9 protein-coding genes are annotated in these 12,393 nt (G+C 70.9%); 4 read left to right on the top strand and 5 right to left on the bottom strand.

Annotation, left to right across the window (positions count from 1 at the left end):
* Positions 1-909 precede the first annotated feature (909 nt).
* Positions 910-1,797, bottom strand: coding sequence for an SDR family NAD(P)-dependent oxidoreductase (locus AB5J53_RS46625; RefSeq protein WP_369251629.1), 888 nt, complete (start codon positions 1,795-1,797; stop codon positions 910-912).
* A gap of 71 nt (positions 1,798-1,868) precedes the next feature.
* Here AB5J53_RS46625 and AB5J53_RS46620 point away from each other — a divergent pair, with 71 nt between their 5' ends.
* Positions 1,869-2,792: a LysR family transcriptional regulator gene (locus tag AB5J53_RS46620; RefSeq protein WP_369251628.1), complete on the top strand. Its 924-nt coding sequence runs from the start codon at positions 1,869-1,871 to the stop codon at positions 2,790-2,792.
* Positions 2,793-2,998: 206 nt separating this feature from the next.
* Here the strand turns inward: AB5J53_RS46620 and AB5J53_RS46615 are convergent, their stop codons facing one another.
* The 3 genes from AB5J53_RS46615 to AB5J53_RS46605 all read right to left on the bottom strand — a co-directional run bounded on the left by AB5J53_RS46615 (position 2,999) and on the right by AB5J53_RS46605 (position 7,745).
* Positions 2,999-5,428, bottom strand: a complete 2,430-nt coding sequence (locus AB5J53_RS46615; protein ID WP_369251627.1) for a GH92 family glycosyl hydrolase — start codon at positions 5,426-5,428, stop codon at positions 2,999-3,001.
* A gap of 375 nt (positions 5,429-5,803) precedes the next feature.
* Positions 5,804-6,958, bottom strand: coding sequence for an FAD-dependent oxidoreductase (locus tag AB5J53_RS46610; RefSeq protein WP_369251626.1), 1,155 nt, complete (start codon positions 6,956-6,958; stop codon positions 5,804-5,806).
* Positions 6,959-7,037: 79 nt separating this feature from the next.
* A complete protein-coding gene (locus AB5J53_RS46605; RefSeq protein WP_369251625.1) occupies positions 7,038-7,745 on the bottom strand; it encodes a TetR/AcrR family transcriptional regulator in 708 nt (235 codons plus the stop codon).
* Between the two features lie 151 nt (positions 7,746-7,896).
* Here AB5J53_RS46605 and AB5J53_RS46600 point away from each other — a divergent pair, with 151 nt between their 5' ends.
* Positions 7,897-8,574, top strand: a complete 678-nt coding sequence (locus tag AB5J53_RS46600) for a DUF2238 domain-containing protein (protein WP_369251624.1) — start codon at positions 7,897-7,899, stop codon at positions 8,572-8,574.
* 63 nt (positions 8,575-8,637) lie between these two features.
* Here AB5J53_RS46600 and AB5J53_RS46595 read toward each other — a convergent pair whose 3' ends face one another.
* Positions 8,638-9,621: an aldo/keto reductase gene (locus AB5J53_RS46595; RefSeq protein ID WP_369251623.1), complete on the bottom strand. Its 984-nt coding sequence runs from the start codon at positions 9,619-9,621 to the stop codon at positions 8,638-8,640.
* Positions 9,622-9,780: 159 nt separating this feature from the next.
* Here AB5J53_RS46595 and AB5J53_RS46590 point away from each other — a divergent pair, with 159 nt between their 5' ends.
* On the top strand, positions 9,781-11,508 hold the full coding sequence (locus AB5J53_RS46590; RefSeq protein WP_369251622.1) for a cholesterol oxidase substrate-binding domain-containing protein: 1,728 nt from the start codon (positions 9,781-9,783) through the stop codon (positions 11,506-11,508).
* Between the two features lie 182 nt (positions 11,509-11,690).
* Positions 11,691-12,209: a DUF2231 domain-containing protein gene (locus tag AB5J53_RS46585; protein ID WP_369251621.1), complete on the top strand. Its 519-nt coding sequence runs from the start codon at positions 11,691-11,693 to the stop codon at positions 12,207-12,209.
* Positions 12,210-12,393 lie beyond the last annotated feature (184 nt).

The raw sequence follows: 12,393 nt of genomic DNA, 5'->3' as shown, positions 1-12,393 counted from the left end.
GCAGGGGTGAGCGGCACAGATCCTCCGCCCGGCGGCTGCCCCTGCCGGAACACTCGCGGTCGGGACGGGGATCAGTGGGGGAACGACTCGTGACCATCCCCGCGCCGTGCCGGAGAGCGCGATGCGCAGGAGGTCAGACGCCATGAACCGGCCGCCCGGAGGCAGGCGCGAACTCGGCCTTGAGCCGAGCCGGTGCATCCGAGGAAGCGTCGACCGGTTCGAGAAGCGCTGACCTAGATACGTAGAACCGCGGAGTCCGCCGCATGCGTTATCGGGGCCACGACGTCCCGCGCTGCGGCGTGATCAGCCCGCACCGGCCGAAGCATCTCGTTGCCGCCGCTCGCCATGTGCAGCGGAGACAGACAGGGCACCGCTGCGTCGGGGCTCTGCGGAGGCTGCCCGAGCGCGCAGTCCTCGACAGCATGCTGGTGTCCGTGGCCGTCCCGGTGACCCGCCGACTTCTCTTCCGCCGGCCGAGCCGGCGTGCCACTCGCAACGCTCTCGTTCTGAGCGGCGAGCTCAAAATGAACGCCGGATACCGACACGCCCTCGCCCACAGCAAGGTGACTCACCGTGGCCTCAGGGCTGACGGCGTGCGCGTACAGCAGACCGAAGAGGAACAGGCCCAGTCCGAGCACACGCCACGGAGTCGCTGATGAGCGACTCCGTGGCGTACGGAAAGGCGACCAGGCCGTAATCACGCCGCGATGCTAACCCGACGCCGAAAGCCTGGCATTTCGAACGACGAGAACACCGCGTGAAGAGCCACCTGCCGCCACCCGATCGGTCCAACCTCGTGGAATGGCAGCCAGGCGGTTCAGCGGGCGTTGGCGAGCAAGACCTCCGACAGCGTCCACAGCCGTCGCGCGTCGTCCGGGTCGACGGCGTAGGGGGGCCGCCGTCCTGCGGTCAGGGCCTGAGCATCTGGTCCTGCTCCATCGGGGGTGTGCCGCCGTGCCAGGGCAGGGCCTTGCCGAAACGGACCAACTCGCCGTAGAGGGCGGCATCGACGTGCTCGGCGAACACCAGGTCGAGGACGGCGAGGGCGGCCTGGGAGGGTGACTGGGCCTGGCTGTAGTCGCTGAACCAGGGCCGGGAGGTGGCAGTGTCGACCATGCCGGGGCACACGGAGGCGATCAGGGTATTGGCCGCGAGGTCGCGCTCGCGGCGTTCGACGGCGACCGCGCGGACGGCGGCGACCTGGGCGACCTTCGAGGGCACGTTCAGCCAGCGAGGCCAGCCCGCCTCTTCCGCGGTCTTGTTGTGGACGGCGCTGCGCCAGGACTCGACGGCGTAGTCGACCTGGTCGAGGCTCGCGCCGTCGAACAGGTGGTGCAGCTTCGGGTCGAGGTGGCCGAGCGTGCCCAGGCTGCTGGCCACGACGATCAGGCGGCCGCCCGGGCGCAGGATGGGGCCGAACGAGCGCAGGATCGCGTGGGTGGCGGTATTGGAGACGTCGATGAATTCGTCGGCCCGCTCGGCCTGCGATTCCCCGGGCAGCACGCGGGCGACGGCGTTGGAGATCACCACGTCCACCCCGCCGTGCCGTGCCCGGAGTTCGTCGGCGAGTCGGGCGATGGCGTCGGTGTCGGTGACGTCCAGGACCCGGCCCTGAACCTGACTGCGTGTGCCGGGCGCCTGCGCCACCTCGCGGGCGGCGTCCGCGACCCGCTGGTGGCTGCGGCCGGTGAGCAGTACCAGGTCCTCCGGGCCCATGCGGGCCGCCAGCCCTTCGACGAGAGCGCGGCCGAGCCCCTGGTTGGCGCCCGTGACGAGGGCGATACGAGAAGCGTTCATGCCTGCCACGCTAGAAACGCCGGCGCCATGAGTCCAACGACATTGAGGCACGGCTAGTATGCGTAATCGTCATGGACTTCACGGATGTGTCGCTCACCGCGCTGCGCGTCTTCCGCGCGGTGGCCGAGCAGGGAACCTTCACGGCGGCCGCGACCGCGCTGGGCTACACCCAGTCGGCGGTGTCCCGGCAGATCGCCTCGATCGAGCGGGCGGCGGCCGCGGAGCTGCTGGAGCGGCGGCGCGACGGCGTGCGGCTGACCACGGCCGGCCGTGTCGTGCTGCGCCGCGCGAAGGTCGTGCTCGACGAGATCGACGCCACCGCGCGCGAGCTGTCCGGCCTGCCCGGGCAGGCCGGAACCGTCCGCCTGGGCTGGTTCCCCAGCGCCGGAGCCGTCCTGCTGCCCAGGGCCCTGGCCGCGCTGCGCCGCACGGACCCTGCCCTCCACGTCGTCAGCCGGGAAGGCACCACCCCGGCGCTGGTACGCGCACTGCGGGCCGGCAGTCTGGACCTGGCCCTGCTGGCGTCGGCACCGCCGTTCCGCCCACCGGACACCGAATCGCCCCCGCTGGCGATGCAGACGCTCACCGAACGTGCGCTGTGCCTTGCGGTGCCCTCCACCCATCCGCTCGCCCGTGGCGACTTCATCGACGTGGCCGACCTGCGTGGGCAGCGCTGGATCGCCGGTTCCTCCACCGGAGAAGACGGGCTGATGGGGGTGTGGCCGGGCCTGGACGAGCGGCCAGAGATCGCCCACACCGCCCGTGACTGGCTGGCCAAGCTCCATCTCGTGGCCACCGGCTGCGGATTGACCACCGTGCCCGCCACGCTCGCCCCCGCGGCCCCAACGGGCGTACGCATCCTGCCGGTCCGCGGCGGGCCTCAAGAGCAGCGGCGCCTGCTTCTGGCCCGTCTCCCCCACCCACCGACAGAACCGGTCACCCGCGTGGCAGCCGCCCTCCGTGCCGCGGCCCTCGACGCCGACACACCGGCCTGACCCTCGACGCCCGCGCAACCGGCGTCGCTTTTCCGATCACGCCGCAGACGCGACACCGGCGAGGGCACCACTGCCTCCACCGTGATCGGCCGGACAGTTCCTGGCCGCGGTGGGCGACCCGTGGGAGCCCTTGGCGGCTTCGACGTCGCAGTGAGCGGCCCCTGCGGCCTCGCGAGAACCCACCGTTCTCGCGAGGCCTCCGGGCGTCAGTGCGGCAGGTCCGCCGGGTCGGTGGCCCACTGAGTGTCGGGCTGTTCGGCGAGCTCGAAGGTGAGGGTGCCGCCCTTCGTGGTCAGGTCGCCGTCCGTCCAGGAGCGTTGTGTGGGACGGCCGTTGACTCGTACGGCGTCGATGTACGGATGAGTGGCGTCCGCGTCGGGCGCGCCGAGCGTGATCCCGGTACCGCCCGGACGGTCGACGACCGCACTCGGGAAGAGTGGGGCGCCCAGCAGCATGGACGCGCTGCCCGGGGTCTGGGGATACAGGCCCAGCGCGGAGAAGACGTACCAGGCGGACATGGTGCCGAGATCGTCGTTGCCCGGCAGGCCCGAAGGCCCGGTGCCGTACACGGTGTCGAGGATCTGACGCACCGTCGCCTGGGTCTTCCAGGGCTGACCGAGAGCGTTGTAGAGCCAGGGCGCGTGGATGCCGGGTTCGTTGGTCGGGTCGTAGCGGAGCGGGTCACCGCCACGCACCGACCAGGACCCGTCCACCGTGTGGAAGAAGCCGTCGAGGCGGGCGGCAGCCTTGTCTCGGCCGCCCATGGCGGCGGCCAGGCCCTGGACGTCCTGCGGAACCATCCAGGTGTACGTGGCGCTGGTGCCTTGCGCGAAGCCGCGGTCGCTTCCCGGGCTGAAGGGGTACACCCAGGAGCCGTCGAGGTTGCGGGCCTGGATGTAGCCGGCATCGGCCGTGGCGTCGGGGTTGAAGACGTTGCGCCAATAGGCGGCGCGCTCGGAGAAGACGGCGGCTTCCTGGTCTTTGCCGAGCAGCTTCGCCCATTTCGCCAGCGCGGAGTCGGCGACGGCGTCCTCGAGGGTCTCGGCGGCGCCGCCCCAGCAGTGGCAGACGTCCTGGGCGGCGTAGTGCGAGGTCAAGTACTGCGCGAGGTTGGGCCGTTGGCCCACGCACTGGCCGGGGCAGCCCGCGTCCGAGAGTTCGTCGGGGTGGGGGACGGTGGCCTGGTGCACGAGCGAGTCGAAGGCACCCTCGTAGTCGAAGTTGCGGACTCCCATGGCGTAGAAGGTGGCCAGCGTCGCCGCCGAGGGGTCGCCCGTCATCACGTGGGTGGCGCCACTGAGGTGCACCCAGCGGTCCCAGACACCGCCGTTCTGCCGCGAGAAGTTGTAGAGGGACTGGGCGAAGTCGCCCGCGATCCTCGGCTTCAGCAGGGCGAGGAGCTGTATCTGGGCGCGGTACTGGTCCCAGCCCGAGAAGTTGCTGTACTGCGCCCGCTGCCCGCGGGCCAGACGGTGCACCGCGGCGTCCATGCCGTAGTAGCGGCCGTCCCTGTCGCTGATCAGGTTGGGCTGCATCAGGGAGTGGTAGAGCGCCGTGTAGAAGGTGGTGCGCTGGGCGGCGCTGCCGCCGTCTACGTGGACGGTGCTCAGTTCGCGGTCCCAGGCGCGCTCACCGGCGTCGGCCACCTCCGCGACGCTCGCGTGCGGTGCGATCTCCCCGCGCAGGTTCGTCTCGGCTCCGTCGAGACTGACGTACGAGATGCCGATCCGCATGTGGACATCGTTGTCAGCGCTCGGGTCGAAGCCGACGTATCCTCCGGAGCCGCGGCCCGCGCGGTCCGCACCGGTGGCGTACCCCTCCCCACCCGAGGCGGAGGTCGAGCCCGCGGAGAGCGTGCCGTCCTTCCAGGTGCCCACGGAGGAGAAGGCACGGTCGAAGGATGCGCTGAAGTACAGCTTGTAGTAGCTCTTGCGGTTGTTCGTGCCGCCGTTCGCGCGGCGGCCGCAGAAGGCGCCGGTGAGCACCCATCCGGTCACCTTGCGGTGTGCGGTGTCGATGTCGACGTGCGCGTTCTCGCTGCCGTTGAGGGAGTTGGAGACGCGGAAGAGCAGGTTGGCAGGCCGGTCGCTCGGGAAGCTGAAGTCGGCGACGCCCGCCCGCTTGCTCACCGCCAGGTCCGCCGTGGCACCGGACTTGAGGCCGAGCGTGTAACGCCCGGGTACGGCCTTCTCCTCGGCGTGCGTGAAGTCGGCGGCGTAGACCGCGTCCTTGGCGTCCGCCGAGGGCGAGGACGTCATGTCACCGACGTACGGCATGATCGGCACGTCGCCGGCGGCGCCCGGGTTGCAGCCGGCGCCGTTGACGTGGGTGAGGCTCAGCCCACGGATGCGGGTCGTGTCGTACTGGTAGCCGTTGGCGGCCCCGGTGCCGGTCTGGTCGCCGGTGGTGCTGGTCGGGGACCAGGCGATCATCCCGTACGGGAGGGTGGCGCCGGGATAGGTGTTGCCGCCGTTCGCCGATCCGATCAGCGGGTCCACGAGGGAGACCGGCCGGTCCGCGGCCCGGGGAGCCGAGCCGGCCGGGAACGGGACGCTCACGGCGAGCGCCGTGGTCACGACCACGGCGGCGGATCTGCCGCCGAACCGTCTTGCTGTGCGCAGCCATTGGGGGCGCATGGGAGGTGTCACCTTCCGACGGACGAAGGGGTACGAGGACGAGTCGGGCCGGGCTGTGCCCGGCGACCTGCCTCGGACCCCGGCCCGGGCGCGAGGATAGAAGGCGGTCAGGAGGGCGGGAAGTGGCGTACGCGTCCGGAGGGTGACGGGGTGGTGAAGCGTGCGGATCGTCCAAGTCGCCTTTGCCGACCAGGCGTTGGGGCTACCCCGACGCGGCGCGCGGAATGCAGAGACCGATCACTGATCGCTGGTCGCTGATGGCTGATCGCGGAACGCGGAGCGCCGAACGCGGAGCGCCGGAGGCGGCGCGTTGCGGGGCATCCGCCGCCCCGCGGCGGCCGGGGGCAGGCGCCCGTACGCGGGCACCCGCTGGCGTCAGTCGGTCTCGGCACGGTAGGCGGCCATCTGGTCGACCAGGCTCTGCGGGGTGTCCGGGCTGAAGCAGATGTCGAGGTTGACCGCGGACCCGGTGGCCGCCGCCTCGGCGCGTGGGAAGAGGGCCTCCTCGTACGCGGTCAGGGCCTTTTCGATGTCGTCGGGGTGGGCGGCGATCGCGGTCGCGAGCTCAGCGCCGTCGAGCATGGCGAGGTTGGCGCCTTCGCCCGCGAACGGGGACATCAGGTGGGCGGCGTCGCCGAGCAGGGTGACGCCGGGGGTGCGGTCCCAGCGGTGGCCGACGGGCAGCGCGTGGATCGGGCGGGGGACGAGCGCGCCGTCCGCGTCGGCGATGAGGGACCGCAGCCGCTCGTCCCAGCCGTCGAAGTACTCCAGGAGGCTCTCCTTGGCCGCTTCGGTGTCGGCGAAGTCGATGGCACCGGAGGTGGCCCAGTCGGCCGGCGTCCTCAGGGCGACGTAGATGTGCAGCGAGCCGTCTGGGTCGCGGTGGCCGAGGAAGCCCTTCTCCGCGGCGAGCGCGAACAGCATGCCCCTGCCGACGACGGCGGCGCTTTCCGGGTGCCGGGCGTCGGCGTCGAGGAGGTGCACCTCGACGAAGGAGATTCCCGAGTAGAGGGGGGTGGCGTCCGAGACCAGGGGCCGCACCTTCGACCAGGCGCCGTCGGCCCCTATCAGCAGTTCGGCGGTGAACGTCTCCCCGTCGGCGAGCGTCACCTCGTGGCGACCGTCCTCGAGCGTCCGTGTGCCGGTGACCTTGGCACCCCAGCGGACGGTGCCCTCGGGCAAGGAGCCGAGCAGGATGTGGCGGAGGGCGCCCCTGGAGACCTCGGGCCGATCGCCGGCCTCGCCGTCTTCCTCCATCCGTACGGTGGCTTCCTTGTCGAGGATGCGCATGGCCTCGCCGCCGGCGTGGATGATCGCGCGGAACTCCTCGTAGAGTCCGGCGGCCCGCAGTGCGGCCTGGCCTGATTCCTCGTGCATGTCCAGCATGCCGCCCTGCGTGCGGGCGGTCGGTGAGGCGTCGAGGTCGAAGACCGCGGCGGCGATGCCGTTCACGTGCAGTACGCGTGCGAGCGTGAGGCCGCCGAGACCGGCGCCGATCACGGCTATCGGGTGGTGGTGAGAGGTCGACATGGCAGGTTCTCCTGGCGAGTTGATATCGGTCGACGGTCGACGACCGTGGGCGCTGATGACGGTGGGACGTGAACGACCGTCACGGCGTGTCGGGCGTGTCCGGCCTGGGCGTGTGCAGGACGCCGTTGATCAGGACATGGAAGCCCCAGTCCAGGCGGGCCTCGCCCGGGCCGGAGAGCAGTTCGGTGCCGAGCGCGGCGATGTGTGGGTGCCGGTCCTCGGAGGCGTCACGCAGCGCCGCCGCGAGCGCCGCCCACTCGCCCTCGGCGTCCGCGGGGTCCTTCTCTCCCGCGGCGTGCTCGGCCGCGGTCGCGGTGCCGAACTGCAGCAGCAGGTCGATCGCCCATGCCGCCCGCGCGTCCGGGATGCCGCCCTCGCTCAGCAGGGACAGCAACGCTTCGACCAGGTCCAGGTAGCGCTCGCCGGACGGGCGCGCCACCAGCGCCGAGCGGGCGAGGCCCGGGTGCTCGAACAGGACGTCCGTGTAGGAGGTGAGCAACCGCACGAGCCGGTCACGCCAGTCGCCGGTCGCCGCGGCCGGGCTCAGATCGACGGCGCCGAGCAGTTCGTCGAGCACCGCCGCGTGCAGCTCGGCGGTGTTGCGCACGTAGACGTAGAGCGAGGCCGGACCGGTGTCGAGCTCCTGCGCCAGGCGGCGCATGGTGACGCGCTGGAGGCCTTCGGCCCGCATGAGCGCGACCGCTGTCTCGATGATGCCGTCCCTGGTCAGGGCTGGTTTCGCCGGACGTTCGCGACGGCTGGGGCGGGGAGTGGAATGTGCTGTCACCCTTCCAAGGTAACGAACATGTTCGTCACGAACAAGTACGGCACGAACATGTTCGTCACATCCACCCAGATGCCAGGCTGAGTAGCCGTACTCATGCCCTGACCCCCGGCGCTCCAGCACGATGGGGCCATCTGGACCAAGGAGCCCACTCATGCCCGAGCCCGTCCTCGCCTCGCTCACCCATCAGTCGGTGCCCGAGGAGCGCGTACCGCGGCGGACGTTGCCGACCGTGCTCGTCGTGGTCGTCGTCGCGGGCATGGCGCTCTCCGCCTGGCACCCGCACGACCCGACGACGTGGCTGCTGGAGACCGTGTGGGTGCTGGTCGGGCTGCCGTTGGCCGTCCTGACCCGACGGCGGTTCCCGCTCACGAATCTGCTGTGCTGTCTGCTCGCGGCGCACGCGCTGGTGCTCGCGGTGGGCGGCCACTACACGTATGCGCAGGTGCCGTTGGGCGACTGGGTGCGGGACTGGTTCGGACTCGACCGCAATCCCTACGACCGGTTCGGGCACCTCATGCAGGGCTTCGTGCCCGCCGTCCTGGTGCGGGAGCTGCTCAGCAGGACCTCGCCGCTGCGCGGCAGTCGCTGGCTGGCGCCGCTGACCGTGTGTGCCTGTCTCGCCTTCAGCGCGCTCTTCGAGTTGTTCGAGTGGGCGGCCGCGGTGATCGGCGGACACGCGGCCGATGACTTCCTGGCCACCCAGGGCGATGTGTGGGACACCCAGTGGGACATGTTCTGCGCGCTCATCGGGGCCACCGTCTCGGTACTGCTGCTGAGCCGCCTGCACGACCGGCAGCTCGACGCGGTCACGGCGGAGGACCGGCGGTAGCAAACGGACCGGGCGGCCGCACCATCGGTGCGACCGCCCGGCCGTACGTTACGTCGCCGGCCCCTACCAGCGGCTCTCCACCTGCTCCTTGATCCGCCGCTCGTACAGATCCTCGATCGCGTCCAGCGTCTTCTGCGACAGCTCCGGCAGCCTCGCGGCCGCCGCGTTGGCACGGGCCTGCTCGGGCGAGCGGGCTCCCGGGATCACCGTGGTCACACCGGGCTGCTGGATGATCCAGCGCAGCGCCAGCTGGGCCGGGGTACAACCCTCCGGGGCGAGGGCGGAGAACTCGGCCGCCGCCTCCACGCCCGTGGCGAAGTCGACGCCGGAGAAGGTCTCGCCCTGGTCGAAGGACTCACCGTGGCGGTTGTACGTCCGGTGGTCGTTCGCGGCGAAGACCGTCTCCTTGGTGTACTTGCCGGAGAGCAGGCCGGAGGCCAGCGGTACGCGGGCGATGATGCCGACGCCCGCCTCCTGGGCCGCCGGGAGCACCTGCCGCAGGGGCTTCATGCGGAAGGCGTTGAGGATGATCTGGACGCTCGCCACGTTCGGGCGGGCGATCGCCGTCAGCGCTTCGTCGCATGTTTCGACGCTCACGCCGTACGCGGCGATCCGCTCTTCCTCGACCAGGGTGTCGAGGGCGTCGTACACCTCGTCCGAGGAGTAGACGGGCGTCGGCGGGCAGTGCAGCTGGACCAGGTCGAGTCGGTCGACTCCGAGGTTGCGCCGGGACCGGTCGTTCCAGGCTCGGAAGTTGTCGAGGACGTAGTTCTCCGGGATCTGCTCGGCGCGGCGGCCCATCTTGGTCGCGACCAGCACATGCAGGTCCGGCCTGCCGCGCAGGAAGGTGGCGATGGTCTCCTCGCTCCGCCCGTCGCCGTACACATCGGCCGTGTCGAAGAAGGTCACCCCCGACTCGGCCGCCGTCTCCAGCACGGCCAGGGCGTCCCGATCACTCACATCACCCCAGTCGGCACCCAACTGCCATGTGCCGAGACCGATCACCGAAGCATGCTGACCCGACCTGCCGAATACGCGCTCGTCCATGCGGTCAGTCTGACACTTCTCCACCCTGGCGCAGGACTGCACCCGCCCCGTTGCGGCTGTGCGTCCGCAAGGAACCTCCTGTGCGGGTTTGTCACTCGTACGAGTGAAGCGCTTCGACGATTGGTTGATTCGTGTCAACTGCCACCTAGCGTGCAGCGCATGACCGACCGTTTAAGAAGTGAAGGGCGACCCGCCTGGTCTCGCCGGGGTTTCCTGCTGAGTGCGGCCGCGCTCGTCGCCGGACCGCCGCTCGCGGTGCACGGCAGTGCCGCGGCGGCCGATCTGCCCGGGTTCCCCACCGGCGTCGACGTCTACCGTTCGGCCTACCGCAACTGGGTCGGGGAGATCACCGCGGACGGACTGTGGGCCTGCGCTCCACGCGACGCGGACCAGGTCGTCCAGGTGGTCAACTGGGCCAGGAAGCAGGGCTGGACGGTCCGCGCGCGTGGCTGCTCACACGGCTGGGCGCCGCTGACGATCCCCGCGGGGACGGGGGCGGACGCCCACGTCCTGCTGGTCGACACGGCCACCCGGCTGACCGGTCTGTCGCTGGAGTCGACCGAGCCCGCCGCCGTACGAGCCGGCGCCGGCGTCACCCTGGAAACGCTGCTCGCCTTCCTGGAGGACCGCGGCCTCGGTCTCACCGCGACGCCCGCGCCGGGCGATCTGACGCTCGGCGGCGCGCTGGCCATCGACGCGCACGGCACCGCCGTACCGGCCGACGGCGAGAGCCGGCTGCCCGGGCACACGTACGGCTCGCTCAGCAATCTCGTGCTGTCGCTGACGGCGGTGGTCTGGGACCCCGACACCGACGCGTATGTGCTGCGCACCTACGACCGTGCCGACGCGGACGGCGCGGCACTCCTCACACATCTGGGCCGTGCCCTGGTCACCGAAGTCGTACTGCGCGTGGGCGCGAACACCAACCTGCGCTGCGTCAGCCGCGTCGACATACCCGCCGCCGAGCTCTTCGCGGCGCCGGGCGGTGAGGGGCGTACCTTCGCGAGCTTCCTCGACGAATCCGGGCGGGCCGAGGCGATCTGGTTCGCGTTCACCGAGTTTCCCTGGCTGAAGGTGTGGAGCGTCGCCCCCACCCGGCCGCTCACCTCGCGCCGCGTGACATCGCCGTACAACTATCCCTTCTCCGACAACATCCCCACGGTCGTGGCCGATCTCGCGGGGCGGATGGTGTCCGACGCGGCCTGGTATCTCGCTCCGGTCCTGGGCACCGCACAGCTCACCGCGGCCACCCTGGGCCTGACGGCCACGCTGTCGGCGGACATCTGGGGGCCGTCCAAGAACACCCTGCTCTACATCAAGCCCACCACACTGCGGGTGACCGCCAACGGCTACGCCGTGCTCACCTCACGGGCCGAAGTGCAGCGTGTCGTCTCGGAGTTCACCACCTTCTACCGGGAGCGGCTGGCCGCGTACGCCGCCCGTGGGCGCTACCCCGTCAACGGCCAGGTCGAGATCCGCGTGACCGGCCTCGACGACCCGTCCGACGTCGAGTCGTCCGGCGCCCGCGCCCCACTGTTGTCCGCGCTGCGTCCCCGAGCCGACCACCCCGAGTGGGACACGGCCGTCTGGCTGGATGTCCTCACCCTGCCGGGCACTGCCGATGCCGAGGCGTTCTACCGGGAGTTGGAGCGCTTCCTTTTCACGACATTCGACGGCGGGTACGCCCTCACGCGCGTGGAGTGGTCCAAGGGCTGGGCCTACACGGACCGGGCGGCATGGTCCGATCCGGAAGTGCTCGGCAGCGCCGTGCCCGCCTCGTTCGACGACGCTGAAGGAGCCCACTGGGACACGGCGGCCGCCGTACTGGACCGGCTCGACCCGCACCGAGTGTTCGACAACGCCCTCCTGAAGCAGCTGTTCTCGTGACTCCGCGCGGCGTCCGCAGGGGGGCGCCGCGCGGTCACCGTACGGACAACCCCCGGCACTCCCACCTCAGAAGAAGCTGAGAAGTTCCTGTGTCAGGCTGCGAGCCGCCGGGCGGCGGACGATCAACGAACCCGCCCCCGCATCCGCCCTCCACAACTCGGCGTCTCCGGGAGACGAGTCTGATGAGCTTCACCGTTGTCAACGGTCTGCCCGCACACATCCTGTTCGTGCACGTCGTCATCGTGCTCGTGCCGCTCAGCGCGCTGGCGCTCGTCGTCTGCGCCATCTGGCCACGCGTCGCACGGCGGCTGGGCGTCCTGCTGCCGGTGCTGGCCCTGGTGGCGCTGGCGAGCGTGCCCCTCACCACGCATGCGGGCGAGTGGCTTGAGGCGCACGTGGACAGTTCCTCCCTGGTCCGCAGGCACGCCGAACTCGGTGACGGTCTCCTGCCGTGGGCGCTTGGACTCTTCGTGCTGTCGGCGGCCGTGTGGTGGACGGCCCGGAGCGCGGCCACCGTCCAGCAGGGCACCCGCCGTACGGCGGCACACCGGCCCTCCACGCCGATCCGGGTCGCCGCCGTCGTCCTGTCCTTGGCCGTGGCGACAGGTGCCGTGGTCGACGTGTACCGGATAGGCGACTCGGGCGCCAAAGCCGCCTGGCACGACGGTTTCTCGAAGACCGCGCAGAGCCAGGGCCGCTGACCGGCCGCGGCACCGCCGGAGGCTTTGATCCGCCGTACCTGGTCAACGGGCACGGCCGCCTTCCCCGATCACCGCATCACCGCATCACCGCATCACCGCATCACCGCATCACCGCATCACCGCATCACCGAGCCGAGGCTCTGCACAGGCAGAGCCTCGGCTCTTCGTCGTCACCCCTGGGCTT

This window comes from Streptomyces sp. R41 (assembly GCF_041053055.1).
Taxonomy (GTDB): domain Bacteria; phylum Actinomycetota; class Actinomycetes; order Streptomycetales; family Streptomycetaceae; genus Streptomyces.
Note: the sequence above shows the minus strand (reverse complement) of the source record. Positions and strands in the feature narration are given on the sequence as shown.

What these genes read in the sequence shown, in the direction of transcription:
- AB5J53_RS46625 (WP_369251629.1), bottom strand. Translation starts at nt 1,797, where the DNA reads ATGAACGCTTCTCGTATCGCCCTCGTCACGGGCGCCAACCAGGGGCTC.
- AB5J53_RS46620 (WP_369251628.1), top strand. Translation starts at nt 1,869, where the DNA reads ATGGACTTCACGGATGTGTCGCTCACCGCGCTGCGCGTCTTCCGCGCG.
- AB5J53_RS46615 (WP_369251627.1), bottom strand. Translation starts at nt 5,428, where the DNA reads ATGCGCCCCCAATGGCTGCGCACAGCAAGACGGTTCGGCGGCAGATCC.
- AB5J53_RS46610 (WP_369251626.1), bottom strand. Translation starts at nt 6,958, where the DNA reads ATGTCGACCTCTCACCACCACCCGATAGCCGTGATCGGCGCCGGTCTC.
- AB5J53_RS46600 (WP_369251624.1), top strand. Translation starts at nt 7,897, where the DNA reads ATGCCCGAGCCCGTCCTCGCCTCGCTCACCCATCAGTCGGTGCCCGAG.
- AB5J53_RS46595 (WP_369251623.1), bottom strand. Translation starts at nt 9,621, where the DNA reads ATGGACGAGCGCGTATTCGGCAGGTCGGGTCAGCATGCTTCGGTGATC.
- AB5J53_RS46590 (WP_369251622.1), top strand. Translation starts at nt 9,781, where the DNA reads ATGACCGACCGTTTAAGAAGTGAAGGGCGACCCGCCTGGTCTCGCCGG.
- AB5J53_RS46585 (WP_369251621.1), top strand. Translation starts at nt 11,691, where the DNA reads ATGAGCTTCACCGTTGTCAACGGTCTGCCCGCACACATCCTGTTCGTG.